The following is a 26,759-nucleotide window of genomic DNA, read 5'->3' as shown; positions in this document are numbered from 1 at the left end:
GGGTTTACCTGGCGTGTGCCGTCGCGAGAGCGAGCCTTTTGGCGGCCCGCCGGTGTCCTGTCCATGGTCAACTCCAGGTCGACCCTGGCTGGTCAGGCCGTGATCGAAATCATGGACGCGTCAGGCCATCGCCCGCGAGATCACAAGTAAGCGCAGGTCGTAGCGGTTATGTGCGGAAACTGTGCGCCTATGTCGCGATTCGCTGATGTTTCATCATCGAACCGGCATCACTTATGGATCGCGCCTCTCCATCGGTTGGATAACCGCACTCGACAGCCGCCCCGCGGAGTGGGTTCCTTCAAGCAGAGCGATTCTCGATCGACAGCAAGCCCACCGTTTCGGAGCAAGCCCCCACGTGCCGCAGGGTGCACGCCACGATACAGACGCCCGCCCTGCGACCGGCCACCAGGATCCCCCATCTCGGCACCAGGAGGGCAGATGGCCAAAAGGCGCCATCTCACCATCGCGGTCGCGGCGGCGGCGACACTGCTCGCCACGGCCTGTCAGACGGACAGCGGCGGCGGCACCAGGAACTCCGCCACCCCTGAGCAGGCCGGCAAGCCGGTCCAGGGCGGCACGCTGCGGCTCGTCGGAGGCGGCGACGTCGACCACCTCGACCCGACCAGCAGCTACTACACCGTGACCAACGGCATCCTGCGGGCCTATGCCCGCCAGCTGTTCTCGCTGGCGGCGCAGGCCGACCTGAAGAAGGCGCTGGAGGTCGTCCCCGACGTCGCCACCGAGGTCCCGACCACGGCCAACGGCGGCCTGAGCCAGGATCTGCTCACCTACACCGTCAAGCTCCGCGACGGCGTCCAATGGGACACCACGCCGCCCCGGCCGGTCACGGCGCAGGACTACCTGCGCGGCTTCAAGCGCCTCTGCAACCCGGTGGCGGGCGCGGGGGCGCCCGGCTACTACACCAGCACGATCAAGGGCATGGCCGAGTACTGCGCCGCCTACGCCAAGGCGTTCGAGAAGGACAAGCCCACGCCCAAGGCCCTCGCCGACTTCCAGAACTCGCACGACGTCTCGGGGGTCCAGGCCAAGGACGACAAGACGCTGGTGTTCACGCTGATCCAGCCGGCCAGCGACTTCCTCAACATCCTGTCGCTGAACTTCGCCTCGGCGGCGCCGGTGGAGTACGACCAGTACGCCCCCGACGACGCCGCGTTCCGCCAGCACGTCATCTCCAACGGCCCCTACAAGATCACCAAGTACGTGGCGACGAAGGAGATCCGGCTGGAGCGCAACCCGGCCTGGAAGCAGGAGGCGGACCCGATCCGCCACCAGTACGTGGACGCGATCGAGGTCAAGCAGGGCGTCACCGAGCCGGACAGCGTGCAGCAGCAGCTCGAGGCCGGCACCGCCGACCTGGCCTGGGACCTGCCGGTGCCCACGGCGCAGCTTCCCCGCCTGACCGCCTCCGGCGACCCGAACTACAAGGTGTTCCCCGGCGCGATCACCAACCCCTACCTCGTGTTCAACCTGCAGAGCAAGAACGAGAACGGGGCCATGGGCAAGCTCGAGGTCCGCCAGGCCATCGAGTACGCGATCAGCAAGGTGGCGATCGGCAAGATCTACGGCGGCAAGGACCTCAACACGCCGCTGCACACGGCCATCCCGCCGGGCAACATCGGCTATCAGGAGTACAACCCCTACCCGACGCCGAACGACGAGGGCGACCCGGCCGAGTGCAAGCAGATGCTGAGCGAGGCGGGGTACCCGAATGGCCTGACCCTCATCGGCGCGTTCCGCAACGCGGGCAACCACCCGTCGGTCTTCCAGTCCTACTCCGCCGACCTGAAGAAGTGTGGCATCACGGTCAAGGGCCTGCCGGTCCGGCAGGGCGACTACTACGGCGCGTTCCTGCAGGCCCCGTCCATCGCCAAGGACAGCAAGTGGGACATCTCGGCGCCGGGGTGGGTGCCCGACTGGTACGGCAACAACGGGCGGTCGGTGTCGCAGCCGCTGTTCCAGACCAACTGCACGCCGGGCACCTCCAACTACGGCTGCTACAGCAACCCGGAGGTCGACGACCTGATCAAGCAGGCGCTGGCCGAGCCCGACCAGGCGAAGTCCGCCGCCCTGTGGCATCAGGTGGACCAGAAGGTGATGGCCGACGCGGTGATCGTGCCGTTCCAGAACCAGAACACGCCGATCTACCACTCCAAGCGGGTGAAGAACGCGCTCTACCTGCCCTCGTTCCAGCTCTACGACGTCACCAACCTCTGGCTGGACCCGCCGAGCCCGTGATGGACGTGACGGAGAAGCCGGTCACGGGCCTCGTGACCGGGAAACGCGGACGAAGGACCGGTGGATGAGCCTTCTGGAAGTGAAGGACCTCACGGTCGGCTTCCCGACCGCGGACGGCCTGGTCCAGGCCGTCCGCGGCCTGTCGTTCAGCGTCGAGCCGGGGCGGACGCTGGCGATCGTCGGGGAGTCGGGGAGCGGCAAGACGGTGAGCACGCAGGCCATCCTCGGCCTGCTCCCCGAGGCCGACATCTCGGGCAGCGCGCTGTTCGAGGGCGCCGACCTGCTGAGGCTGGACGAGGAGCGGCTCCGCCAGATCCGCGGATCCGAGATAAGCGTGATATTTCAGGATCCGCTGACCAGCCTGCATCCGCTCTACAAGGTGGGCTGGCAGATCACGGAGCTGATCCACGTCCACGACGCCGGCGTCAGCCGTGCCCAGGCGCGGCGGCGCGCGGTGGAGCTGCTGGGCCTGGTCGGCATCCCGCGGCCCGACCGCAGGGTGGACGACTACCCGCACCAGTTCTCGGGCGGCATGCGGCAGCGGGCGATGATCGCGATGGCGCTGGCGCTCAACCCGAAGCTCGTGGTCGCCGACGAGCCCACCACCGCGCTCGACGCGACCGTCCAGGCGCAGATCCTGGACCTGATCACCCGCCTGCAGCGGGAGTTCGACATCGCGCTCCTGCTCATCACCCACGACCTCGGCGTGGTCGCCGGCGTCGCCGACGAGGTCATGGTCATGTACGCCGGGCTGCCGGTGGAGCGGGCCGACCGGCGGACGATCTACTACCGGCCACATCACCCCTACACCAAGGGCTTGCTGGAGTCGATCCCCGGCAGCACGGGAGTGCGCAAGGGCAGGCTCCGGCCGATCCCCGGCCAGCCGCCCAGCATGATCGCCGTGCCGCCCGGGTGCGCGTTCCATCCGCGCTGCCGGTACGCCATGCCCGTCTGCGCGGCCGAACTCCCGCCGCTGGCCCGGGTCACCGGGGACGGCGACCACGCCTCCGCGTGCTGGCTGCCGCACGAGGCCGTCGGGCTGGGCGAGGAGGCGGAGGCCGTACGGCTGCGCGCCTCTGGGGGGCCGGCATGAACCTGCTCGAGGTCCGGGACGTGGTCAAGCACTTCCCCATCAACGAGGGCGCGGTGCTGCGGCGCACCGTCGGGCAGGTGCACGCCGTCGACGGGGTGAGCCTGACCCTGGCCCCCGGCGAGACCCTGGGCCTGGTGGGCGAGACCGGCTGCGGCAAGTCGACGCTCGCCCGCTGCATCGCCGGGCTGCATCCCGTGACGTCCGGTACGGTCACCTTCGACGGTCAGGACATCACCAACCTGTCGCGTAGTGCCATGCGGCCGTTCCGCAGGGACATCCAGGTGATGTTCCAGGACCCCTACGGCTCGCTCAACCCGCGCAGGCGCGTCGGCTCGATCATCGCCGACCCCCTGGTCATCCACGGCGTCGGCACCGCGAGAGAGCGGCGGCGCGCGGTCTCCGGGCTGATGGAACGCGTCGGGCTGAACCCCGAGCACTACAACCGGTTCCCCGCGGAGTTCTCCGGAGGCCAGCGGCAGCGCATCGGCGTCGCCCGGGCCCTCGCGCTCAAGCCCCGGCTGATCATCTGTGACGAGCCCGTCTCGGCGCTGGACGTGTCGATCCAGGCGCAGATCCTCAACCTGCTCAAGGACCTGCAGGACGACTTCGGGCTCACCTACCTGTTCATCGCGCACGACCTGTCGGTGGTCCGGCACGTCAGCGACCGCATCGCCGTCATGTACCTCGGCCGGGTGGCGGAGCTGGCCGAGGCCGACGAGCTGTACGAGCACCCCCGCCACCCGTACGCGGACGCCCTGCTCTCCGCCACCGCCGTCGCCGACCCCGACGCCGCCGACCGGCGCAGCCGCGTCATCCTCACCGGTGACGTGCCCTCGCCGATCGACCCGCCGTCCGGCTGCCGGTTCCACCCGCGCTGCCCGAGGGCCGGGGAGATCTGCTCGGTCCAGGAGCCGGCGCTGGAAGGCACCGCCCACCTGACCGCCTGCCACTTCCCGATCGGTCCCACCGACCTGCCCGGCCCTCCGGAACCGGCTGATCGCGAGGAGCCGGCGGCTTCCGACACCTCCGGTGGCCCCGCCCGGCGCGCCGGCGACTCGGCGAATGGGAGGGGGACGGAGTGACGCTCACCGAGATCCGTCCGGAGGCCGTACCGGACAAGGTCATCGCCGGGCGGAGCCCCTGGGCCCTGGCCTGGGCGCGGATCCGCACCGACAAGGTCGCCCTGCTGTCGGCGGTCGTGGTGGTGCTCCTGCTGCTGCTCGCCGCCGCGGCGCCGCTGATCGCCCAGTGGAGCGGCCACGGCCCCGACGACCAGTTCCGCGACATCGGCATCACCGACCAGGGGCTCCCGGTGCCGCCGAACGGCACGTTCTGGTTCGGCACCGACCGCCTCGGCCGCGACCTGTTCATCCGCGTCCTGTACGGCGCGCGCGTGTCGCTGACCGTCGGCGTGCTGTCCACCGGGCTCGCGGCGATGCTCGGCGTCGCCGTGGGCCTTCTGGCCGGCTTCTACGGCGGCGTGGTCGACACGCTGCTGTCGCGCCTGATGGACGTCGTGCTCTCGTTCCCGTACCTGATCTTCGCGATCGCGGTGGTCTCCATCGCCGGGCCGTCGCTGACCGCCACGGTCGGCGTGATCTCGTTCTACTCCTGGGCGGCGATCGCGAGGATCGTGCGCGGGCAGACGTTGTCGATCAAGGAGCGGGAGTACGTCGAGGCGGCCAGATCGCTCGGCGCCGGCGACGCGCGGATCATGTTCGTCGACATCCTGCCGAACCTGCTCGCCCCGGTGATCGTGCTGGTGACGCTGCTGGTCCCGGCGGCCATCGTATTCGAGTCGACGCTGTCCTACCTCGGCCTCGGCATCGTCCCGCCGACGCCCTCGTGGGGCAACCTGCTCAGCGAGGCGCAGGGCTTCTACCGGGTCGCCTGGTGGTACCTCACCTTCCCGGCCGGGACCCTGCTGCTCGCCACGCTGGCGTTCAACCTGCTCGGCGACGGCATCCGCGACGCGATCGACCCGCGGACCGAACGGCTCTTCAGCAGGCGCAGGGGCATCCGGCGCAGGCGCGGCGGCAAGAGCGGTTCGGACGATCGCCAGGGCGGCCAGGGAGGCGAGGCACGGCGCGGCGGCGAGGAGCCGAGCGGGCGTATGAACACCATGGAGGGCTGAGCGATGTTCCGGCGCTTCCTCATCCGGCGGGTGCTGCTCGGCGTGGTCGTACTGTGGCTGGTCACGCTGGGGACGTTCTTCATGTTCTTCGTCGCCCCCGGCGACCCGGCCCGCACGCTCGCGGGACGGCAGGCCACCCCCGAGCAGGTCGACCTCATCCGGCGCGACCTCGGCCTCGACCGGCCGATCCTCGTCCAGTACGGCGACTACATGGGCCGGCTCCTGCACGGCGACCTCGGCAAGTCCTACTTCAACGGAGAGTCGGTCGGCAAGCTCGTCGCCGCAGACCTCCCGCCGACCATGTCCCTGGTCCTCGGCGGCGCGGTGCTGTGGTTCCTGGTCGGCGTCAGCGCGGGCGTGCTCAGCGCCACCCGGGCGCGCTCGCTGCTCGACAGGGCCATGACGTTCCTGGCACTCGCGGGCGTCTCGATGCCGACCTTCGTCATCGGGCTGCTGCTGCTCTACCTGCTGTTCTTCCAGCTGACCAAGGCCGGCCTGCCGATCTTCCCGCCGGACTCCTACGTGGACCTGTCGGAGAACCCGGCCGAGTGGGCGCGGCACCTGATCCTGCCCTGGATCACGCTGGCCACCGTCCAGGCGGCGACCTACCTGCGCCTCACGCGCGGCTCGATGCTGGACGTGCTGGGCGAGGACTACATCAGGACGGCGCGTGCCAAGGGGGTGCCCGAGCGGCGGGTGATCGTGCGGCACGGCCTGCGGTCCGCGCTGACGCCGGTGGTGTCCCAGCTCGGCGTGGACGTCGGCACGCTCATCGGCGGAGTGGTCGTCACCGAGTCGGTCTTCGGCCTCGGCGGGGTCGGCCAGGCGGTCGTCCAGGCGTTCGTGAGCAGCGACCTTCCGGTCATCATGGGGGTGGTGCTGATCACCGCCGCCGCGGTCGTCGTCGCCAACCTGCTGGTCGACGTGGCCTATGCCTTCCTGGACGCCAGGGTCAGGCTGGCCTGAGCGGGACGGGTGCGGTCGGCGCATCCTCTCCCTCACGCGCCGGCCGCACCCGTTCCCATGTCGCGGGCCAATGCCCCAGTGACCCGCTGGACGTCCTCGTTCCCGCTCTTTCCGGATCTATGCGGCGTGCTGCCCGAAATCTAGGCGGGAGGGATAAAACCACCGGCCGTCGGCTGCGTGTCCGCTGGTGAGGGCGGCGGACCGGGCGCGCGAAGCGCGAAAGCCGGGGTGACCGGAGCGCCAGGGAAGGACGGGGCAGGCGGCGCGGCGGGGAAGTACGCGGTGGCCGCCACCGACCGGGCCTGGTGCGCGAGCCGCATCTGCGTGCGACGGCGGCGCTCGGCGAGCACGGCGGCGAGATAGGCGTAGGGCGGCGCGGCGGGCGGGGGCGGCGGCGACACGTAGGTCGCGAACTGCCCGGCGATGCGCACGCCCATGTCGTGCCGGACGGCGGGGGAGAGCTGGTGCCAGCGCGACAGGTACTGCCTCGCCGTGGCCGCCAGATCCTCCGGCAGCCGTGAGAGCTCCAGCGTCGTCGCCCACGCGGCCAGCGGAGCCGGCATCTCCGGCGGCGGCGCCTGGCGCGGGGCCCGCTCCGAGATCACGATGGTGCCCGCGAAGACGTCGCCGAGCCGCTTGCCCCGTTCGCTGATCAGAGAGCTGATCAGCGCGGGGGCCCCGGACAGGAACCAGAACTCCAGCAGCCCGGAAAGCCCGCGGAAGAGCGCCTGCCGGAACCGTTCGGGGCTGCCGTCGTCGCTGACCACGCGCAACCCGAGCGCCAGCTTGCCAAGGCTGCGGCCACGGGTGAGCGTCTCGAAGATCACCGGGTAGCCCACCAGGACGAGCGCGCTGAGCAGGATCGTCAGCGCGACGGCGAACGCCTCCTCCGTGACGGCCGACAGCATGCCGAACAGCAGCGTGAGGCCGAAGATGGCCAGGAACTGCAGCACCATGTCGATCAACAGGGCCAGCGCGCGGCTCGGCAGCTGTGCCACCCGCACCTCGACGACGACGGCCTCACCGGTCACCACATCTGCCACGCCACCACCCTATCCATCGGGCCAATAGGCTTTCGTGCGTGGACATCGACGCGTTCGTCTCCGTGCACAAGCCGACGTGGGACCGGCTCGAGACCCTGGTGCGGCACCGCGGCTCGCTGAGCGGCCCCGAAGTCGACGAGCTGGTCGACCTCTACCAGCGCGTCGCGACCCACCTGTCAATCGTCAGGTCCGGTTCCGACCAGCTCCTCGTGGGCCGGCTGTCGGCGCTGGTGGCGCGGGCGCGCTCGGCGGTGACGGGCGCGCACACGCCGGCCTGGCGGGAGTTCATCCGGTTCTTCACCGTCTCGTTCCCGGTGGTGGCCTACCGGGCCCGCTGGTGGTGGGCGGGTACGGCGGCGGTGTTCCTGGTGGTGTCCGCGCTGGTCGGGGCGTGGGTCGCGCGCAACCCCGACGTCCAGGCCGCCATCGCCGGGCCGGAGCAGATCAAGCAGCTCGTCGAGCACGACTTCGCCGACTACTACTCCGAGCATCCGGCGGGGGCGTTCGCCGGCCAGGTGTGGATCAACAACGCGTGGGTCTCGATGCAGGTGATCGCCACGTCCGTGCTGCTCGGCATCCCGATCCCCTACATCCTGTGGCAGAACGCCGCGAACGTTGGCATCGCGGGCGGCCTTATGGCCTCGCGCGACCGGCTGGACGTGTTCTTCGGCCTGATCACCCCGCACGGCCTGCTCGAGCTGACGGCCGTCTTCCTCGCCGCGGCCGTCGGGATGCGCCTCGGATGGACGGCGATCGACCCCGGGCCGAGGAAACGCGCCGAGGCGCTGGCCGAGCAGGGGCGGGCCGTGGTGAGCGTCGCGCTCGGCCTGGTCGTGGTGCTCCTGGTGTCCGGGCTGATCGAGGCGATGGTGACCCCGTCCCCGTTGCCGACGTGGGCGCGCATCGGCATCGGAGTGGTGGCCGAGGCCGCCTTCCTCGCGTACGTCGCCTTCTTCGGCCGCCGAGCCCTGCGCGCCAACGAGACCGGCGACCTGGAACGCACCCCGGACGTCGCCCCCTCCGCCTGACCGGACTTCCAGGCTTACGGGGGCGAGCCGGGGACGGAGGACCTCAGACGGCGATGCGTCACAGCCGGCTCCCGGGCCGGCGGGGACGCCTGAGCGGGGACGGGGCCGGCACGAGGGCGGCGGTCCGTCCGCGAAGGAGCGCGATCCGGCTCTTACCGGCTGTTCCTAGAGCGCTTTGAGGAATCTCGCTGCGATGGGCGCCGCCGCCGCGCCGCCGCTGCCGCCGTTCTGCACGAACACCGCGAAGGCCAGGGAATCCCGGTAGCCGATGAACCAGGCATGCGCGCTCGCGCCCTGCACCTCGGCGGTGCCGGTCTTGCCCGCCGTACCCGAAGGGAGGCCGGCCTTCGCGGCCGTTCCCTGGGTGACGACGGCGCTCATCATCGTCCGCAGACCGGCCACCACACCGGCGTCCAGCGGCACGGCGGCCGGGGAGTCGGCGGGCGGGCTCTCGGCCATGATGGCGGGCCGCCACACCCCGCCGGCCACCGCGGCGGCGACTTCGGCCATGCACAGCGGGCTGCCCTGCACCGAGTTCTGGCCGATGGCGTCCGAGCCCAGCTCGTCCGCTTCCTTGTACGGCCGGATGCGGCAGGAGCTCAGTCCCGGCTTCTCCCGGAAGCCGAACCGGTCGGCCGCCTCGGCGCGCAGCCGGTCGTCCCGCAGCCGCTCGTACGCCTGCCGCACGAAGGTGGTGTTGCAGGAGAGCGCGAAGGCCGTGGTCAGGGTCACGGTCCCGTGGTCGGCGTTCCCGTCGTTGTGGAAGCTCCTGCCGTTCGGGATCGTGTACGACCCCGGGCACGCGACCTGCGACTCGGGAGTCAGCCCGGAACGGAGCAGCGCCGCGGCGGTCACCACCTTGAACGCCGAGCCCGGCGGGTACAGGCCGTTGAATGCCCGCTTGCCGCCCAGCGTGTCGGCCACCGCCCGCACCTGGCCGCTCTGCACGTCCACCGCCACGACCGCAGCGGGCCGTTCCACGCCGTCCAGGGCACGCGCGGCGGCGGTCTGCACGGCCTCGGAGATGGTCGTCCGCGTGGCCGCCTGCGGCGTGGCCGGGGAGGCCAGCAGCACCCGGCCTGAGGGGACCTCCTCGATCGTCAGGCGGACGCCCGTGGCGCCCAGCCCGGGGAAGTAGTCGCCCGCTCTGCTGTCGGCGGGGAACGGCCGGCCCTCGCGGGTGAGCGCGGCGGGCCGGGCGACCTGGGTCTCTTTCAGCCGCAGGCCGCCCCCGTCCTTCAGCGAGGGGTGCAGTGTCTCCGGTGCCCAGAGCACCTTCCACGCCCCGCTGCGCAGGCCCAGGCGCAGGACCGAGGAGAACTCCCACCTTCCGAGCCCGGTCACCTGCCGCACCCCCTGGAAGGGCACCTCGGCGGCCTCCTGGCCCTGGAGGCGGAGCGACCCCGGGGTGAGGGACAGCGACGCGACCCGTAGTTCGGCGCTGAACCGCCGGTGCCGGTCGGCGAAGTCGGCGGGAGGGGCTTCCACCAGGCTCGCCATCGTGGTGAAGTCACCGGACCGCCAGGCGGTGAAATAGCTCGCCGCCACCGGTTCAGGGCGTTGCGACTGTGTGGGCACGATGGAGGCGGCCGGCGTCGGTTCGAACGTGAGCGCCTGCTCGGGCGCCGGCGCGGCCGTCGTGAGCGCCTGACCGGGCGCCGGCGCCGTTGTGGTCGCCGGTGGCGCGGGCGGACTGGCCTCGGCCCCGTGCAGGGGCAACGAGGTCCGCCGCGAGCTGGGCCGCGAGGCGTCGACGGGATCAGGGGCGGTCAACATCGCGTACGCCCCGAAGGCGACCATCAGCAGCACCGCGGCGACCATCGCCAGGGGCCATCGAGTACGCATGCGTTTACACCGCCGGGTTTCCAAGGGTGCATATCAGAGGAAAAGATCGTAAACGCATTATCCGACAGCACGCGAGCCTTTCGTCAGCAACACGATCCCCCCGGCACGTGGCACGTGAGCCGGCCGAGAAGCGAGGACGCCGGCGTCGGCACGTGGGTCGGCGGTTCAGGTGCAGGCTTCGTGCGGGCCGTTGATCAAGAGCCGGTGGGGCTCCTGGAGTCCTTCCGGAAGATCATCTGGGGGGAACCAGCCCGCCTCCAGGATCTCGAAGGAGTCCGTGCTCATCGTCCCGCCGGTGAGCTCCGCCTCGAAGCCGACCTCCGCGCGCAGCCGATAGCCGCTCTTGAGAAACAGAAGGCTGCGAACCCGGATTTCCAGCCCCGTTTCCTCCCGTACTTCGCGAACGAGCGTGTTCTCAAAGGTCTCCGCCTTCTTCGCGTAGCCGCCGGGCAATCCCCACTGCCGTCCCTCGGACCAGAACCGGTGCTTGACCAGCAGCACCCTGCCCTCGGCGTCGCGTACCACTCCGGTGACCCCGACCATGAACTTCGCGCGGGTGAACCACAGGAGCCGCCACTGCACGGGCCGAAGAGCCCGCCAGACCCGCACGATCACCCTCTTCACGCTGGTCCCTCCGCCGGCCCCGTCCCCAAGGCGACGGGTACCACCCCGCCACAGCGTCAAACCATAGGCGAGAAGCCACCATCCCCACGGCCGGTCGGTAGGCGAGGAGCCGCCACCCCAGGGGATGTCGGTCAGTAGGGCAAGTGGCCGCTATTCCAAGGGCAGTGTCAATCGATGGGTGAGGAGCCGCCGCCCCAGGGGTTGCGTCAGCCGAGGCGAGTAGCCGCCGTCCCAGGGCCGGTCGGTAGCCGAGTGGCCGCCGCTCCAGGGGTCGGCCGGTGGGCGAGTAGCCGCCGCTTAAGGGAGGTGTGAGTCGGCGGGCGAGTAGCCGCCGCTCCACGAGTACACCGGGGGGCTTGCCCTTTTCCTCCGGTGTGGTGCGTGTGCATTCGGCGCCGCGACGGTGAGAGGGGGTACGGCGATACCGGCGCCGCTGTACGGCGGTCAACGTGGTGAACGTCTCCGAACGGAATCTGCTGTTATTCCCCGGACCATGCTTGTGCTTGCGGAAGGCGATGCGGTGGAAGACTCCCGCCATGGCTCACTCGCATGACGTCCATGACCATGAAACGGACCCGGCCTGTGCCGTCGCCCACGGTGAGGCGGCACCTGAGGCCGGTGGTCGCACCCTCGTCGCCGTGTTCGCCTCCCCGGTCGCTGAGTACCTGCTGCGGTACGGGGCCGACCTCGGGTTCCGGGTGATCCTTCTGGAGCCCGACCCCGAACGCGCCGAGCGGACGGCGGCCGGATCGTCCGGCATCGAGGTGGTGACCAAGGCGTCCAGCGGCCTCGACGGCAGCGCCGACGTGGTGATCACCGACCACGACCGCCCCGAGCTGGGGGAGGTGCTGCGCGAGCTGCTCGGCTTCCCGTGCCGGTGGATCGGCGTGATGGGCAGTCCCCGCCACACCGCGCCGCACGTGGCGGCATTGGCCGAGCTGGGCGTCCCGGCCGAGGAGGTCGCCCGGGTGCACCGGCCGATCGGGCTCAACATCGGCTCCCGCACGCCGCCGGAGATCGCGATCTCCACGCTGGCCGGCCTCATCGCCGACCGCAACGACCGCCCAGGCGGCTTCGCCTTCTGACCATGCGCCGTTGTGCCCGAGCCGCACGAGCACGCTAGGGGGCGAGGACGGCGCCCCGGCCGTGGTGATCGTTCCCCGAGGCCATCGAGCGAGAGAACGGCCGGCTGCGGATACATCCGGCTGCGAGTGCGGCCGGTTGCGGAAACCACCGGATGCGAGAACGGCCGAGTGCGAAACGGCCAGGTGTGAAACGACCGGGTGTGAACGGTCGGGTGTGAAACGACCGGTGTGGAAACGGCGATAGGGCAGGTGGCCATGGCCACCTGCCCTACCGTCTGGCTACCCCGTTGCCGGCCCCCGCCGGAGGCTCGTCGTCAGCTGGCGTCGCAGTACTTGTTGCTCAGCGGGACGTCGTCGAAGGTGACCCCCTTGGCGAACGTGAGCGCCGGGATGCCGGAGACCACGTACGCCGCGTTGACGCGGGTGACGAAGCATCCGCCCCGGTTGGAGGCGGCCGTGATGTGGTAGGCGGCCGAGGCGCCCTTGGTGAGGATGGCTGCCGCGCAGACCGCGATCCCCATGGGGTGGGAGATCTTGCTGCAGATCATGTAGGCGGCTCCGGTCGTGAACGTGGTGCCCGGTCCCAGCATGTCCTTGAGGTTCCTGGTGACCCTCTTGGACATGTACCAGGAGCAGGTGACCCATCCGCAGTTGCGCCGGACGCTCTTCAGGAGACTGGCCGGCGTGGCGGCGGTGGCCCGGCTCGTCGCCGGAGCGGCCGTGCCGGCCTTCGACGCCGCGGCCGTACCGGTGAGCGCCGGCGCGGCGGCGAGCGTGATCGTGGTGGTCTCGGGGCTCGTGGCCGCGTCGGCGGCCGGGGTGATGGCCAGTGTCACGGCCGAGCCGGCGCCCAGGACGGCCAGGGCGGCGATACCGGTGCGCAGACGGGTGGGGATGGTGATCATGTCGGGTTCCTCTCTCGTGCCGGTGTGAGAGGAAGGTAGGTCGGCCCGTGTTGAGGAAATGTTGAGCTTCCGCTCACCCACCCACCAGCACGGCCACTAGACCTACCGACTTGCCCGCCGCACAGCGGCTGGTGGGCGTGGGGACGGTGCCGGGTGGGCTTCCTCGTTTGGTGTGGTGGTTGTGTTGGGCGCCGCGTCGGTGGGGAGTGGTGCGGCGATGTCGGCGCCGTCGTATGGCGGGTGACCCGGCGAATGTTCGGTGGGTGCCGCGTTGGGCGTGGGCGCGGGTGGGTCACGGGTGGGGGTTGCTCGCTCGGTGCAGAATGTCCAGGGCTCTGGATCGACCGTGATCGTCCGCGACGCTTTCGAAGATCTCCAGCGCCTCGCCGGCCAGTTCCTGGGCGCGGTTGAGGGCGCCCTCGGCCAGGTTGACCTCGGCGAGGGTGACCAGCGCAGTGGCGCCGAGGAGCCGGTCGCCGAGCCGGACGGCGATGCTCCTTGCCTCTTGGCCCAGGGGCCTCGCCTCGGGGACCAGTCGCTGCGACAGCCGTACCGAGGCCAGGTCGAGCAGTGCGTCCGCCTGCCCGTGCCGGTCGCGCAGGTCGGACAGCAGGGACACCGCCCTGGAGAGGTGGGCTGCCGCGTCCTCCAGCCGGCCGGTGCGGTGCAACACGATGCCCAGCGCGCGGTGCGCCTCCGCCGCCCCTCTGCTGTCGGTCGCCATCCCTGTGCGGTGGGCCACGGCCGGCCCTTCGGCGTCCGCCGCCCTTCCTGTGCGGTGGGCCTCTGTCGCCTCGCTGCTGTCCGCCGCTGTTCCTGTGTGGTGGGTGGCCGCCGGTCCTCTGGGGTCCGCCGCTGTTCCTGCGGGGTGGGCCGCGGCCGATCCTCCGGCGTTCGCCGGCTTCGTGTCGCTGCCGGTGGGGTGGTTGTCGAAGGTGGCTAGGCAGGCGGTGAGGTTGCGCTCGGCGTCGGCGGGTCTGCCCTGCTCCAGCAGGACCTGGCCGAGCCGGCGCCTGGTGTGCGCGATGTCCTTGGCGACGCCCGCGCGCAGGAACATGCTGAGCGCGAGCCGGAGCCGCTCGTGGGCGAGGTCCCAGTGGCGCTCGGCCCGGTGCAGGTCGCCGAGGTCGCGCAGCGCGAGTGCCTCGGCGCGGGAGTCCCCGGCCCGGCGTGCCGCGTCCAGGGCGAGCTCACCGGTGTGCCGCCAGGCGTCAAGGTACCGGTGGCGTTCGAGGAACGGTACGAGTAGGTGGGCGAGCCGCCGGGCGCCGTCCCACAGCCCGGCCTTGTGCAGGTCCTCGACGAGACCGGTCAGGAAGTCGCGCTCGGCGAGCAGCCAGGTCACCGACTCCCGGATGTCGGTGGTGGCGAAGGTCTGCGAGCGCCGGCCTGGGCGGGCCGGGAGGGAGTGGTCCGGCCGGCCGGGGAGAGGGCTGCCTGGTGGGGTCTGAAAGGGAGTGTCTTGCGGGGGTTGAAGGGGAGTGGCTGGAGAGGTGTGGAGGGAGATGTCTGGTGGGGGTTGAAGTGGAGTGGCTGGGAGGGGCTGGAGGGGGGTGTCCGGCAAGGCTTGAAGGGAGGTGGCTGGGAGGGAGTGGTTGGTCGGATTGCCGGAGAGCAGGGGGAATCGGGATGCCTGGACTCGGGTCATGACGACGCTCAGCAGCGCCGTGAGCGTCTCGCGGACGGCGTTCTCGCCGCTCTGGGCGATCAACTGCTCGCGCGCGTACAGCCGGGTCAGGTCGTGCATCCGGTAGCGGACCTGGCCGGCCACGTCGATCCTGTGAGTCTCCAGCAGGCCTGCGTCGACCAGGGTCTCGGCCTCGTCGCCGAAGAGCGCGGCGACCCAGTCGGCGAAGTCGGGCGCGGAGATCGCTCCGAGCATCCGCAGCATGCGCCGGGCCTTGTCAGGCAGCCCTTCGTAGCCGATCGAGTACACGCTCCGCACGGTCTGGTCGCCCGAGTGCAGCAGGTCAAGCCGTAGATGCTCGTCGTCGAGGAGTCCGACGAGGTGGTCCACCGTCCATGCCGGGCGCGCGGCGAGCCGGGCTCCGGCGATGCGCAGGGCGATCGGCAGGCCGCCGCAGATGCGTCCGAGCCTGACCATGGCGGTGCGTTCGGCGGTCGCGCGTTCGGGGCCGATCAGCCTGACCAGGACCTCCAGCGCGTCGTCGTCGCCGAGGACGTCCACGGGGAGCCGTACGGCGTCGGTGAGGCCGCCGAGTGCGGACCGGCTGGTGACGAACGTCGGGCAGGAGGTCAGCAGCGGCCGTACCTGGCCTTCGTCGGCGGCGTTGTCGAGCAGCAGGAGGAGCCGCCGGTCGGCGGTGTAGGCGCGGAAGAGCCGCACGCGGTGCTCGAGCGTGGCGGGCATCGCCTGCGCCGGGCAGCCGAGCCAGCGCAGGAAGTCCGAAAGGACCGCGCCGGGATCGACCGCGCGGCCGTGGTCGCCGCGAAGGTCGGCGTAGAAGACGCCGTCGGGGAAGCGGTCGCGCCGGCGCCAGGCGGCGTGCACGGCGAGCGCCGACTTGCCCGCGCCCGCCTGGCCGTGGATGACGACGGTGCCCGGCGCGGCCGGGTCGGCGGTCAGCCGGTCGAGCTGTTCCAGCAGGTCCTCCCTGCCGGTGAAGTGGGCGACGTCGTAGGGCAGCAGCACGGGTGGCCCGGCGGAGATGTGCAGCGAGACGTCGTCGTGGAGCATCCGGTGGTAGAGGAGCTGCAGCTCGGGGTCGGGCTCGATGGCGTGCCCCTCGTCGAGCGCCTCGCGCAGGCGGGTGTACGCCTCCAGCGCCTCCACGCGGCGGCCGCCGCGGTAGAGCGCGAGCATGTACTGCCCGTGGAACCGCTGCCACAGCGGATGCCATCTGGTGAGCTGCCGCAGGTCCGGAACGAGCTCGCGGTGGTGTCCGGCCTTGAGGTCGAGGTCGATGCTCCGCTCGACGGCGAGCAGGCGGAGCTCTTCCAGCTCCTCTCGGAGGGCTGCGATCTCCACCCACCGGTGCCCGTCGGGGTCGACGTCCTCAAGGACGGGACCCCGCCACAGGTCGAGCGCCTCGCGCAGGTGGGAGCGGGCCTGGTCGTCCTGGCCCTCGCGCGCGGCGCGCAGCCCCCGCTCCACGAGCCGCCGGAAACGGTGGACATCGAGCCCGTCCTCCTCGATCGCCAGCGTGTACGTGCCGGACGTGGTGGTGATCACGTCCTTGCCGATCAGCTGCCGGAGCTGGCCGATGTAGCCCCGGACCAGAGAGTCGGACCGCTCGCCGTCCTCGCGCGGCCACAGCAGGCCCCGCAGCCGGGCGACCGTCATGGGGCGCCGCGCGTTCAGGACGAAGACCGCGAGGAGGTCCCGGTGCTTGGGAGCCGTCGGGGTACGGTCCCGCGCGCCGTCCTGTACCTGTAACGGCCCCATGATCCGAAATTCCATGACACTCTCCGGTGAGGCGCGTCAGACGTCCAGAAAACCGCAAGTCTTCATACCACGGGAGGATCTGATGGCCCTGTCGCCGCTCACCCCCTCCGATCCGCAGCGGCTGGGCGGCTACTGGCTGGCGGGACGGCTCGGCGCGGGCGGCCAGGGGGTGGTCTACGAGGCCTACGGCGAGGAGGGCGAGCGCGTCGCGGTCAAGGTGCCCCGGCTGGACGACCCCGCCTCGCGCGCCCGGCTGGCCAAGGAGGCGGCGGCGGCCCAGCGGGTGGCATCGTTCTGCACGGCCAGGGTGCTCGAGGCGAGGACCGACGTGCCTGAGCCCTTCATCGTCAGCGAGTACGTTCCCGGGCCGAACCTGCGCCAAGTGATCGGCCGGACCGGGCCGTACGAGGGGGACTTGCTGCTGCGGCTGACCATCGGCGTGGCCACGGCTCTCACGGCCATCCACCAGGTGGGGATCGTCCACCGCGACCTCAAGCCGGACAACATCATCCTCGGCCCCGACGGGCCCCGAGTGATCGACTTCGGGGTGGCCCGGCAGCTCGGAGCCCCGGGAACGACCACCGGCCCGATCATGGGCACGCCGAACTACATGGCCCCCGAGCTCTTCGCCGGGCGCGAGGCCTCGGCCGCCGCCGACATCTGGGCCTTCGGGCTCACCGTCCTGTTCGCCGCGACCGGCCACGACGCCGTCCCAGAGCGGGATCCGTTCGCCGTCGTCACGAAGGTGCTGGACTTCCGGCCCGACGTCGGTGTCCTGGCGGACCCGCTCAGGAGCGCGGTGGCCGGCGCGCTGGCGCGCGAGGCGGAGGCGCGGCCATCGGCGCGTGCTCTCCTGCTGACCCTGCTTGGCGGCATGAGCGGTACGGGCGGTACGGGCGGCCTGTTCGGCTCGGGGGATGCGGACGGCTCGGACGGGGACCCGCTGCTCGCGGACGGTGGTGTCGTCGCGGCCGGGGTGCGGCCACCGGACGCCGCGCGCGCCGCCGAGCCGGACCTCGGCACGCTCGCCGAGGAGCTCTACCAGGAGCTCTCCGAGGGCGAGCGGGCCGTCGCGCCGGAGGTGTTCCTGCGGATGGTGGGCGCCTCGGAGGACAGCGAGGAGACGATCAGGCACGTCCCGCGCGAGGAGCTGCCCGGCGTCCCCGGCGACGGCCCGGCGGCGTCGCTGCTCAGTGTGTACGGCGCCGCCGGGCTCGTCGTCGAGACCGACACCGCGTTCACGCTGGCCCATCCGGCGCTGATCCAGGCCTGGCCGAGGCTGCGGGAGTGGGTGGCCGAGGATCGCGACGGCCTGCCCGTCCACCGGCGGCTCACCGAGGCCGCCCGGGCCTGGGACCGCCTCGGCCGCAAAGCCGGCGACCTGCTGCACGGGTCCAGCCTCGACCGGGCGCTGCGCTGGGCCGCGGCCGAACGTCGGCACGTCACGCTGATCCCGCTGGAACGCGAGTACTTGGAGGCCGCCGCCACGCTGGCCAGGCGGACGTCCCGGCGCCGCGGCATGCTCGCGGCGGCGCTCGCCGTCCTGCTGGTCCTCGCGCTCGCGGGCGGCGGGCTCGCCGAGTACCTGCGACGCGTCGCCAACCGCGAGCGCGACGACGCGAGCGCCCGATCGCTCGCGGTGCGCGCCGCCGACCTGCGGCAGAGCGATCCGCGGCTCGCGATGCTCATGAGCGTGGCGGCCTGGCGGCTAGCCCCGGCACTTCCCCAGTCGCTCGGCGCCCTGCACGACTCGCTGTCTCAACCCATGACCGACTCCTTCACCGATCCCGACGTCACCGCCGGGACGGTGTACGCGTGCGGTCCCGGCGGGCGCACGCTGGTGGCCGTCCGTGCCGGTCAGGTCACGGTCTGGGACGTGCGCGCCCACCGGGCGGCCCGCCGGTTCTCCGGCGTGAGCACGACGGTGGTGAAGGCGGCGCTTCGCCCCGACGGGAAGGTCCTGGCGCTCCAGGACGACGGCGGCGTGCGACTGTGGGACCTCGCCACCGGCACGGCGATCGGGGACCGCTTCGCCGCTGGGACTGCCCCGGGAGACCTCGGCGAATTGCGCTTCGACCCCACCGGGCGATCGCTGGCCGTACCGGAGTCTCACGGCCGCACCGGAGCGGCGGTGTGGTGGGACCTCACCCGGCACGAGAGGATCCGCGCCGGTTCGGGCGCGGGCGTGGACGCCGTGAACGCCGACGGCACTCTGGGGGTCGTCCATTCGACCGGGGCGGGCCGGGCTGAGCTGTGGGACCTGAAGTCGGGGCACCGCGTTCCGGCGACCTGGTTGCCCGAGAAGAAGAACGTCCGTGACGTCGAGTTCAGCCAGGACGGCCGGGCGCTGGCCGTCACAGAGTCACTCCCCGGGTTGCGCGGTGGCGTGAAGCTCTCGCTGCGTCAGGCGCGCGCGGGCACCCCGCTGAAGGCCGACGGCGCGGGGCCGGTGGGCGACGACATCGCCTTCGGGTACGACGACCGCTTCGTGGCGTTGTGGAGTGCTCGCAACCTGCTCGTCCTGCGGCTCGCGGACAACCAGATCGTCCTCCAGCGGGAGCTGAGCGTGGAGATCGCGGACCTCTGGTTCGACGAGACCGATCGCGCCCTGCGGGTGCTGTCGTCCTTCGGCGCGGTGACCACGCTGGACATGGCACCCCTGCTCGACCGGCCGGTCCTGCCCGGGTCGTACGGGGGCAAGGCCCTACTCGGGCCGGGAGGCCGGGTGCTGGCCTTGTACGACGGCGACGCCGTACGGCTGTGGGACGTCCGCGCCGGCCGGACGATCGGCCGGCCTGTCGAGCTGGAGAACCCGTCGTATTCGCTTCCCGCCCTCGCCTTCGGCCCGGACGGCAGGCTGGCCATCGGAGGATTCGTCCACCTCGGCGCGTCCGGCGCCGCCAAGACGGCCAAGGTCTCCGGCGTGCCCACAGGTCCCACGGGTTCCGTCGGTTCTCGTGGTCCGGTCGGTACGGGCTCTGCCGAGGCGCGGGCCGGCGTGGTGATCGTGGACACCTCCGACGGGTCCGTGACCACCTCCTTTCTGGTGGCGGACCGGGAGGCCCAGGGTGTTTCCGGTCTGGCGTTCAGCCCGGACGGCGCCACGCTCGCGGTCGCGCCGGACCACCTGGGACCCGCCGGGCCCCTCGAGCTGTGGGACCTCGGCCGCAGGCAGGCCGTCGTCGTGCCGGAGGTGGCGGGATCGGCGCACATGGCCTACCGCCCGGACGGAAGGCTGCTGGTGGCGGGGGTCGAGACCGAACTCTCGCTCGTCGATCCGGACAAGCGAACCCGGCTTCCCCGGCCCGGCGGGTCTGGAAGCCTCGCCGCCGGGCCGTACGCGTTCAGCCCGGACGGTCGTCGCGTCGCCATCGGCGCGGAGACGACCCGGCTGTCGGTCTGGGACGCGGACTTCCGCGCACCCACCGGGCAGGCCTTCCCGGAGGCGAGCGCGGGCGCGATCGTGACCGCGGTGTGGTCTCCCGACGGCCGCACGATCGCCACGTACGGGTCCGGTGACAGGGTGAGGCTGTGGGACGTGTCCAGCCGCCTGCCGCTGGGACTGGTCTTCGACGGCCTGACCGATGAGGGCTTCGGGTGGCAGGCGTCGCTGGCCTTCGGCGAGGACGGCCGCACGCTCATCAGCGCCACGCCCGACGGGGTGGTCAGGAGGCATCCCCTCGACGGCGACCGGATCGCCTCGGAGGTCTGCGCCCGGGCCAGGGGCAGACCCGGGCCGCAGGAGTGGAGGCGCTATGTCAGCGAGGTCGGGTACACCGACGTGTGCGGCTGAGCCTGCGCCCAGGGCACCCCGATACCGTCCCGGTCGAGGCCGAAGGTGTGCCCCATCTGCCGACGACCTTCAGCGGTACGTTGGCGTACGGCCAGCCGTTGTGGCCGGTCATGACGTCCATCCATTTCTTGCACTGCCGGGCGAGCGTGGCGTGGATCTGGTCGCGCTGGGAGGCCGTCACCGTGGGGCCAGGTGCCCCAGCGCCGGTTCTGGATGTCGTTCGAGCTCGGCGGGTCGATGCCGTCGTTGATCGCCGCGACGCTCCGCCGGGGACTCCCCGCGGCCACCGGCGCTCAGAGGCGGCCGGCGGCCTTGAGGGAGAGGTAGGCGTCGGCGAGGGCGGGGGCCAGGTCGTCGGGGGCGGCGTCGACGACCTCGCAGCCGTGGCGGCGCAGCCGGGCGGTGAGCCGCGCGCGCTGCCCGCGCAGGTGCTCCGCGGCCGCCGCGTCGTACACCAGCTCGGCCGTACCGCGACCAGCCGCCATCTCGGCGACGCGCGGATCGGCGACGGCGGCGACCAGCACGAGGTGGCGCGAGGAGAGCTGGGGGAGGACCGGGAGCAGTCCCTCGTCCATGGCGGCCGGGTTGAGGTCGGTGAGCAGGACGACCAGGCAGCGCCGCTTGGCGCGGGACAGCACGGCCGCCACCATGCTCGCCGAGTCGGCCTCGACCAGCTCGGCCTCGATGGGGGCCATCACGTTGACCAGGGCGGCCAGCGAGTCGGTGCGCGAGGCGCCGGACATCCACGCCCGCACGGTGCGGTCGTGGGCGAGGAAGTCGACGCGGTCCCCGGCGCGGGAGGCGAGGGCGGCCAGCAGCAGGGCCGCGTCCATCGACCAGTCCAGGCGGGGCCACCCGGGCGCGGCAGAGGCGGACGTGCCCAGGTGCCGTCCGGGGGCGGCAGAGGCGGACGTGCCCACGTGGGGCCGTTCGGGGGCGACCGATGCGGACGTGCCCGGGCGGGGGCTCCCGGCGGCGGCCGGAGCGGGCGCGCCGCTTCGCGGGCCTGGTTCCACGGCCGCGGGGATCGGCGAGACGCCGACGCGGCCCGCCGCCGTGCGGCCGGTGTCCAGGACGATCAGCACCCGCCGGTCGCGCTCGGGACGCCAGGTGCGCACCACGACGTCCGCACGGCGCGCCGTCGCGCGCCAGTCGATCGAGCGCACGTCGTCGCCGACCACGTACTCGCGCAGGGAGTCGAACTCCGTCCCCTGGCCGCGCACCAGCGCCGGGTGCTGCCCCTCGAGCTCACGCAGCTTCGACAGCTTGGCGGGCAGGTGCTTGCGGCTGAGGAAGGGCGGCAGCACGCGCACGGTCCACGGCACCCGGTGCGACCCCTGACGGGCGGCGATCCCCAGCGGGCCGAGCGACCGCACCGTCACTGCGACGGCATCCCGGTCACCGCGCCGCGCCGGTCGCAGCGTCGTGACCAGCCGGCGGCGCTCACCGGCCGGAACGTCCAGGCGCTGGTGGCGAGGACCGGCGCCCGCCGACGGTGGCCATGCGTCCCGCAGGGTGCCTTTGACGCGGCGGCGGCCGGGGTTCTCCACGATCAGCTCGACCTCGACCGACTCGCCCAGCCGTACGAGACGTTCGCCGCCACGCCGGAAGCGCAGCGGCCGGACGCCCCCGGCGAACAGCACGTCGACCGTGACCAGCGCTCCGAGCAACAGCAGCAGCCCGAGCACGGCGTACCCGGGCCGGGGCGCGAACAGCACGCCGATGGCGCCCAGCGCGGCGATCAGCCCGGCACGGCCGGTGAGAGCCATCAGCGGGGGACCGGGACCGAGGCGAGGACGCCGTCGAGCAGTCCGTCCGGCGTCGCCCCCTCCAGTTCGGCCTCGGGACGGAGCTGGACGCGGTGCCGCAGGGCGGGCTTGGCCAGTGCCTTCACGTCGTCGGGGGTGACGTAGGAGCGGCCGGACAGCCAGGCCCACGCGCGGGCCGCCGCCAGCAGCGCGGTCGCGCCACGCGGGGACACGCCGAGCTGCAGCGACGGTGACATCCGGGTCGCCCGCGCCAGGTCCACGATGTACCCGAGCACCTCCGGCGCGACGTGGAGCTTGGCGACCTCGGCCCGTCCCGCGGCGAGGTCGGCGGCGGAGGCGACCTGCTTGACGTGCGACAGGTCCTTCGGGTCGAAGCCGAGCGCGTGCCGTTCCAGCACCGCGATCTCCTGGTCGCGCGGCGGCAGCGGCACGGTGAGCTTGAGCAGGAACCGGTCGAGCTGCGCCTCGGGAAGCTGGTAGGTGCCCTCGTACTCGATCGGGTTCTGCGTGGCGACCACGACGAACGGGTCGGGCAGCCGCATCGGCGAGCCGTCGACGCTGACCTGGCGCTCTTCCATGGCCTCCAGCAGCGCCGCCTGGGTCTTCGGCGGCGTGCGGTTGATCTCGTCGGCCAGGAGCAGGTTGGTGAAGATCGGCCCCTCGCGGAAGGCGAACTCCGCCGTCTTGGCGTCGTACACCAGCGAGCCGGTGACGTCGCCCGGCATGAGGTCCGGCGTGAACTGCACCCGCTTGAAGTCCAGGGACAGGGTGGCCGACAGCGTGCGCACCAGAAGCGTCTTCGCCACGCCGGGCACGCCCTCCAGCAGCACGTGACCCCGGCACAGCAGGGCGATGACCAGCCCGGTCACCACGGCGTCCTGCCCGACCACGGCCTTCGCGACCTCGGCGCGCAGCGCGCTCAGCGCGTCCCTGGCCTGGTCGGCGCCGCTGCGCGCGCGCTCGTCCGCGGGACCTTCCGCCGGGGCTCCGAGGTACGGCACGGGGGCCGTGGACGTCGGAGGGCCGGAAGGCACGGGGGGCGCCGAGGGCGCCGCCGGGGGGTTCGCGGGCCAGGGGTGACCGGGGGGTCCGCTCATGGGGGCTCCGGGCGGAGGTATGGTCACGGCTCTCGTACCTGCCTTTCCAAGGTGTCCAGGTGGCCCGCCAGGGCGATCAGCCCCGCGTCGTCGGCCGGTATCGGGCCGTACATCACTGAACGCACCCAAACCGCATCTTGCCCGGTCCGGAGGGCGGTCGCGGCGATGATCTCGTTGGGTGTCGCGTCACCGGACAGCCCGAGCCTCGGGGTGAGCCGGGAGACGCACGCCGCCCGCAGCGTGGCGGACGCGCGGTCGCGGGCCCGGCGGGCGCGGTAGAGGCGGCCGCGCCCTTCGACGGTCTCCGCCGCGCGTACGACCACCGGCAGCCGCTCCACGACCACGGGGCCGAGACGGCGGCCTCGCCAGAACGCCACCACCAGCACCGCGATGCCGAGCTGGAGCACCGCCCAGGGTATGCCGGCCGGGATCAGGTCACCGGCGCTCGCCCGCCCCGACCCGGGGGTCACCTGCGGCAGGTCGGGCGGGACCAGCCAGATCAGTACGGGCCGGACGCCCGCGAGGTTGATCGCCAGCGCGGCGTTGCCGTCCTCGGCGAGCCGCTGGTTGGTCATGAACGCGCCGTCGCCCACCACGGTGACCGTGCGCGCGCCGGGTGAGACCACCAGGCTCGGCCCCTCTGAGCCGGGGTAGCAGCCGATGGACCCCCGGGGCCCGGTGAAGGCCGTGCCGCCCAGGTAGGCGCTGCCGGCGCGGACGGCGGCGGGAAGGTCGCACCGGGGCTCGCGGGAACGCGGCGCCGCGGCGCCGGCGGGCGCGACGCCGGGCGCCAGCACCTCCAGGCCGGGGACCGCGCCGACGATCAGCCGGTGCGCCTGCGTGCGGGAGAGCCGCGTGAAGTCGACGGGGTCGAGGAACGAGGTGTCCGACACCAGGAGCAGGCTGCCGGGCCCGTCCAGCCGCACGACGTCCTCCACGGTGGAGACCCGCTCGACCCGCACGCCGCGCCGTTGCAGGATCTGCGCGAGCGCCTTGCCGCCGGTCAGCGTCGCGTCGGCGGGGTCGAGCCGCCTGCCCTCGGTGGAGGTGCCGGTGAGCAGGGCGGTGAGCGCGGCCACCAGGACGACGATCAGGCCGAGCAGGATGACGCCCCGGCTGCCGCGCCACATGCTCCGCGCGGTCGGGGAGGCGGACATGGAGGGCGCGGGAGCCGAGGTCGCCGCCGGCGGGGGCGCGGTGAGGGTCATCGGCGCCCCTCCGTGCCGGACACGGGCCGTTCGGACGTAAGCCGTTCGGGTGCGGGCTCGGACGCGGCGCGCCCGGGTGCGGTGCGGGTCATCGGTCACCCACCGTGGCGGAGGCGGCCGCCGGGCGGACGGCCCGCAGGCCGTCGTCGAGCTCGGACAGGGCCCGGTAGCCCTCCGCGGTGCCCTGCGCCTGGCCGTAGGTGACGTCGTCGAACAGCCGGGCGGCGGCGGCCAGCCTCGGCCCGAACTCCGGAAGCTCCCGGCCGGCCGCCTCGGCCAGCTCGTCGGCCGTGCGTCCCGGCTGCGGCGCCACGATGGCCCGGTGTTCCAGGTCTCGCGCGATCGCCCGGAGCCGCTCCTGGATGGCCTCCGCCCAGCGGGACTCGCCGGCGAGGCGTTCGGACTCGGCCCGGTGCTCGGCCGCCGTACGTTCTCTCGGCCCGAAGAGGCCTTCGGCGGCGGCCCGCCGGCCGCGCGTGGCCTTGCGCGCCTGCCAGGCGATCAGGGCGATCAGGGCGGCGACGATGAGCAGGACGATCAACAGCGCCACGACGCCTCCGGGCACGCCTCCGGGCGCACTGTCCAGCAGGCTGTCGAGGAACTCCTGGACCATCCTCAGCACCCGCTCGAACAGCGACTCCTGCTGGTATTCAGGCTTGATGAGCTCCTCGACGGCCCTGCGGCGCGCCTCGTCCCGCCCGATGTCGTCCAGGGCCAGGGCGCCGAGCGCGGCGGCGATGGTCACGGCGCCGCCGCGGGGGAGCCGGTGGCACCGGTGCCCGCCGCGCCGGCGGCGTGGGAGGGATGCCACAGGTCGTCGGCGGTGGTCGGCACCCAGCCCAGGCGCTGCTGGTCGATCGCGGCGGTCTGCAGCACCAGGTCGAACGCCTCGGCCCGCATCCGCCGGTCGGTGTACAGCAGGCCGTTGACGCCGGCCTGGATGGGATAGGTGATCATCGAGCTGAGGATGCCGCCGATCGTGAACAGAATGGCGGTGATCACCGTGGCGGCGACACTGCCCTGGCCGCCGAACGACACGATGAGGCTCACGAAGGTGACGGGCACCGACAGGATGCCGCCCAGGATGGAGGCCAGCACCTGGGTCAGGATCAGGATGCCGAACACGCGCCAGAAGTCGCCGGTGACGAGCTGCCAGGACCTGCGCAGCGCCTCGACGACCCCGCGCCGCTCCAGAACGACCGCCGCCGCCGCCAGGGCGAAGCGGGTGGTGATGAACAGGGCGTACGCGATGTAGGCGAGGGCGAGGATCAGGATGGCGGCCACGATGACGCCCCCGCCGGCGTTCGCCGCGATGAGGGCGACGATCAGCCCGACGGCCACGGCCAGCGGCACCAGCGCGATCAGGCCGGTGAGCAGGGCCAGGCCGAACAGCGCGGGCAGGCGCGACCGGGTGAGCCGCCAGGCCTCGCCGATGGTGATCCTGCCGCCGAAGACCGCCCGGCCGAGCACCCGGGTCAGCATGCCGGTGAGCACGGTGACCAGGAAGAACTGCATGACCACCGACAGGAGCGCACCGCCGAGCTGGGCGATGAGCCCGTCCATCGGCACGTCCGCGCCGGTCTGGACGGCCGTGGGGTCGGCCATGATGCCGCCGATCGAGCGGTAGTACACCGCCTGCCCGATCGCCAGGGGCAGCGTGCCGATCGCGGCGGCGATCGCCGACAGTCCGAGCGTGGCCTTGGGGTTGGACCGGATCAGCTTGATGGTGCCGTCGAGGATGTCACCGAGGCCGAGGGGGCGGAGCGGGATGATCCCGGGGCGCAGCGCCTGGGGCGGCGGCTGGAAGCCGTACGGGCGGCCGTACCCGGGCGCGCCATACGGGTTCTGGCCGTACGGCTGCTGCCCGTAGGAGGGCGGGCCGTACGGCTGCTGCGGGTACTGCGGCCCGCCCTGTGGCGGCCCGCCGTGCGGCGGGACCTGGCCGTCGGGAGGGGCGTGCCCGTAGGGAGCGGGTCCCTGACCGGGTCCCTGACCGGGAGCATGCCCGGGCGGATGACCGTGGCCCGGAGCCTGGCCCGGCGGCGGGTATCCGTAGGAGGGACCCTGACCCGGAGAAGGGCCGCCGGGGGGAGCCTGTCCGGGGGAGGGACTCGAAGGGGCCTGCCCAGGGGGGACCTGATCGGAAGGGGGCCGATCGGCCGGAGGGTCGGCGTCGCTGGGAGAGGTCCACGGCGCCTGCCCCGATGTGGTGTATGGCGGAGGCTGGTTCTCCGCCCAACCCGGGGGCGTGCTGGACGCGGAGCCGTGACCGTCTGACATATCCCAATCCTGGCATGTCGAGCGCCTTCCCGTGGTGTCCAGGCAAGTGATCAAGCACCCGGATGGCCTGATCTATCCCGCTTGACGCAAACTTGTGGAGGAGCCGTACGGGATCCGCGCCACGCCACGCCACAAGCCCATCGAGCCAGATCATTGGCGGGTTCCGTAACGTGCGCCTAAAATTCGGCTCTCGGTGGAGCTATTGTTCGGTCGTTTATCACCCGGGG

General features: G+C 72.3%; 18 protein-coding genes. 8 read left to right on the top strand and 10 right to left on the bottom strand.

The window, feature by feature from the left end:
• Positions 1–438: 438 nt before the first annotated feature.
• The 5 genes from MYF83_RS18860 to MYF83_RS18840 all read left to right on the top strand — a co-directional run bounded on the left by MYF83_RS18860 (position 439) and on the right by MYF83_RS18840 (position 6,449).
• Entirely contained in the window at positions 439–2,256 is a 1,818-nt protein-coding gene (locus MYF83_RS18860; protein WP_248961782.1) for an ABC transporter substrate-binding protein, read from the top strand.
• 64 nt (positions 2,257–2,320) lie between these two features.
• Entirely contained in the window at positions 2,321–3,349 is a 1,029-nt protein-coding gene (locus tag MYF83_RS18855) for an ABC transporter ATP-binding protein (RefSeq protein ID WP_248961781.1), read from the top strand.
• Positions 3,346–4,431 carry an ABC transporter ATP-binding protein gene (locus MYF83_RS18850; protein ID WP_248961780.1) on the top strand — a complete coding sequence of 362 codons (1,086 nt, stop codon included), beginning with the start codon at positions 3,346–3,348 and terminating at the stop codon, positions 4,429–4,431. The genes MYF83_RS18855 and MYF83_RS18850 overlap by 4 nt, the downstream gene beginning before the upstream one ends.
• A complete protein-coding gene (locus MYF83_RS18845; protein WP_248961779.1) occupies positions 4,428–5,483 on the top strand; it encodes an ABC transporter permease in 1,056 nt (351 codons plus the stop codon). The genes MYF83_RS18850 and MYF83_RS18845 overlap by 4 nt, the downstream gene beginning before the upstream one ends.
• Positions 5,484–5,486: 3 nt before the next feature.
• The gene (locus tag MYF83_RS18840; protein ID WP_248961778.1) at positions 5,487–6,449 is read left to right on the top strand and encodes an ABC transporter permease; all 963 of its coding nucleotides are present in this window, start codon (positions 5,487–5,489) and stop codon (positions 6,447–6,449) included.
• 140 nt (positions 6,450–6,589) lie between these two features.
• Here the strand turns inward: MYF83_RS18840 and MYF83_RS18835 are convergent, their stop codons facing one another.
• Entirely contained in the window at positions 6,590–7,492 is a 903-nt protein-coding gene (locus tag MYF83_RS18835) for an RDD family protein (RefSeq protein ID WP_248961777.1), read from the bottom strand.
• Positions 7,493–7,530: 38 nt separating this feature from the next.
• Between MYF83_RS18835 and MYF83_RS18830 the strand changes: the two genes are divergently transcribed.
• Positions 7,531–8,520 (top strand): stage II sporulation protein M, encoded by a 990-nt coding sequence (locus tag MYF83_RS18830; protein ID WP_248961776.1) that lies wholly within the window; start codon positions 7,531–7,533, stop codon positions 8,518–8,520.
• 165 nt (positions 8,521–8,685) lie between these two features.
• Here MYF83_RS18830 and MYF83_RS18825 read toward each other — a convergent pair whose 3' ends face one another.
• Both MYF83_RS18825 and MYF83_RS18820 read right to left on the bottom strand, forming a co-directional pair.
• The gene (locus tag MYF83_RS18825) at positions 8,686–10,365 is read right to left on the bottom strand and encodes a penicillin-binding transpeptidase domain-containing protein (protein WP_248961775.1); all 1,680 of its coding nucleotides are present in this window, start codon (positions 10,363–10,365) and stop codon (positions 8,686–8,688) included.
• Positions 10,366–10,530: 165 nt separating this feature from the next.
• The gene (locus MYF83_RS18820) at positions 10,531–10,989 is read right to left on the bottom strand and encodes an NUDIX domain-containing protein (RefSeq protein ID WP_248961774.1); all 459 of its coding nucleotides are present in this window, start codon (positions 10,987–10,989) and stop codon (positions 10,531–10,533) included.
• A 536-nt stretch (positions 10,990–11,525) separates the two neighbouring features.
• Between MYF83_RS18820 and MYF83_RS18815 the strand changes: the two genes are divergently transcribed.
• Entirely contained in the window at positions 11,526–12,074 is a 549-nt protein-coding gene (locus MYF83_RS18815; RefSeq protein WP_248961773.1) for an XdhC family protein, read from the top strand.
• Between the two features lie 314 nt (positions 12,075–12,388).
• Here MYF83_RS18815 and MYF83_RS18810 read toward each other — a convergent pair whose 3' ends face one another.
• Both MYF83_RS18810 and MYF83_RS18805 read right to left on the bottom strand, forming a co-directional pair.
• On the bottom strand, positions 12,389–12,979 hold the full coding sequence (locus MYF83_RS18810; RefSeq protein WP_248961772.1) for a hypothetical protein: 591 nt from the start codon (positions 12,977–12,979) through the stop codon (positions 12,389–12,391).
• 292 nt (positions 12,980–13,271) lie between these two features.
• Positions 13,272–16,400 (bottom strand): AfsR/SARP family transcriptional regulator, encoded by a 3,129-nt coding sequence (locus tag MYF83_RS18805; protein ID WP_248961771.1) that lies wholly within the window; start codon positions 16,398–16,400, stop codon positions 13,272–13,274.
• Between the two features lie 67 nt (positions 16,401–16,467).
• Between MYF83_RS18805 and MYF83_RS18800 the strand changes: the two genes are divergently transcribed.
• On the top strand, positions 16,468–20,178 hold the full coding sequence (locus tag MYF83_RS18800; protein WP_248961770.1) for a WD40 repeat domain-containing serine/threonine protein kinase: 3,711 nt from the start codon (positions 16,468–16,470) through the stop codon (positions 20,176–20,178).
• 293 nt (positions 20,179–20,471) lie between these two features.
• Here MYF83_RS18800 and MYF83_RS18795 read toward each other — a convergent pair whose 3' ends face one another.
• The 5 genes from MYF83_RS18795 to MYF83_RS18775 all read right to left on the bottom strand — a co-directional run bounded on the left by MYF83_RS18795 (position 20,472) and on the right by MYF83_RS18775 (position 26,532).
• Complete coding sequence (locus MYF83_RS18795) at positions 20,472–21,947, bottom strand: DUF58 domain-containing protein (protein WP_248961769.1); 1,476 nt, start codon at positions 21,945–21,947, stop codon at positions 20,472–20,474.
• Positions 21,947–23,044, bottom strand: coding sequence for an AAA family ATPase (locus tag MYF83_RS18790; RefSeq protein WP_248961768.1), 1,098 nt, complete (start codon positions 23,042–23,044; stop codon positions 21,947–21,949). The genes MYF83_RS18795 and MYF83_RS18790 overlap by 1 nt, the downstream gene beginning before the upstream one ends.
• A gap of 23 nt (positions 23,045–23,067) precedes the next feature.
• Positions 23,068–24,252 (bottom strand): DUF4350 domain-containing protein, encoded by a 1,185-nt coding sequence (locus tag MYF83_RS18785; protein ID WP_248961767.1) that lies wholly within the window; start codon positions 24,250–24,252, stop codon positions 23,068–23,070.
• Between the two features lie 88 nt (positions 24,253–24,340).
• A complete protein-coding gene (locus MYF83_RS18780; protein WP_248961766.1) occupies positions 24,341–24,997 on the bottom strand; it encodes a DUF4129 domain-containing protein in 657 nt (218 codons plus the stop codon).
• The gene (locus MYF83_RS18775) at positions 24,994–26,532 is read right to left on the bottom strand and encodes a DUF7847 domain-containing protein (protein ID WP_248961765.1); all 1,539 of its coding nucleotides are present in this window, start codon (positions 26,530–26,532) and stop codon (positions 24,994–24,996) included. The genes MYF83_RS18780 and MYF83_RS18775 overlap by 4 nt, the downstream gene beginning before the upstream one ends.
• Between the last annotated feature and the right edge of the window lie 227 nt (positions 26,533–26,759).

The organism is Sphaerisporangium perillae (genome assembly GCF_023276435.1).
Classification (GTDB): Bacteria; Actinomycetota; Actinomycetes; order Streptosporangiales; family Streptosporangiaceae; genus Sphaerisporangium; species Sphaerisporangium perillae.
The sequence above is the reverse complement of the archived record's forward strand: the minus strand, read 5'-3'. Positions and strand labels throughout refer to the sequence as shown.

Excerpts from the sequence above, each read along its gene's own strand:
- MYF83_RS18860 (WP_248961782.1), top strand. The coding sequence starts at position 439 with ATGGCCAAAAGGCGCCATCTCACCATCGCGGTCGCGGCGGCGGCGACA.
- MYF83_RS18855 (WP_248961781.1), top strand. The coding sequence starts at position 2,321 with ATGAGCCTTCTGGAAGTGAAGGACCTCACGGTCGGCTTCCCGACCGCG.
- MYF83_RS18850 (WP_248961780.1), top strand. The coding sequence starts at position 3,346 with ATGAACCTGCTCGAGGTCCGGGACGTGGTCAAGCACTTCCCCATCAAC.
- MYF83_RS18840 (WP_248961778.1), top strand. The coding sequence starts at position 5,487 with ATGTTCCGGCGCTTCCTCATCCGGCGGGTGCTGCTCGGCGTGGTCGTA.
- MYF83_RS18825 (WP_248961775.1), bottom strand. The coding sequence starts at position 10,365 with ATGCGTACTCGATGGCCCCTGGCGATGGTCGCCGCGGTGCTGCTGATG.
- MYF83_RS18815 (WP_248961773.1), top strand. The coding sequence starts at position 11,526 with ATGGCTCACTCGCATGACGTCCATGACCATGAAACGGACCCGGCCTGT.
- MYF83_RS18810 (WP_248961772.1), bottom strand. The coding sequence starts at position 12,979 with ATGATCACCATCCCCACCCGTCTGCGCACCGGTATCGCCGCCCTGGCC.
- MYF83_RS18805 (WP_248961771.1), bottom strand. The coding sequence starts at position 16,400 with ATGGAATTTCGGATCATGGGGCCGTTACAGGTACAGGACGGCGCGCGG.
- MYF83_RS18800 (WP_248961770.1), top strand. The coding sequence starts at position 16,468 with ATGGCCCTGTCGCCGCTCACCCCCTCCGATCCGCAGCGGCTGGGCGGC.
- MYF83_RS18795 (WP_248961769.1), bottom strand. The coding sequence starts at position 21,947 with ATGGCTCTCACCGGCCGTGCCGGGCTGATCGCCGCGCTGGGCGCCATC.
- MYF83_RS18790 (WP_248961768.1), bottom strand. The coding sequence starts at position 23,044 with ATGAGCGGACCCCCCGGTCACCCCTGGCCCGCGAACCCCCCGGCGGCG.
- MYF83_RS18785 (WP_248961767.1), bottom strand. The coding sequence starts at position 24,252 with ATGACCCTCACCGCGCCCCCGCCGGCGGCGACCTCGGCTCCCGCGCCC.
- MYF83_RS18775 (WP_248961765.1), bottom strand. The coding sequence starts at position 26,532 with ATGTCAGACGGTCACGGCTCCGCGTCCAGCACGCCCCCGGGTTGGGCG.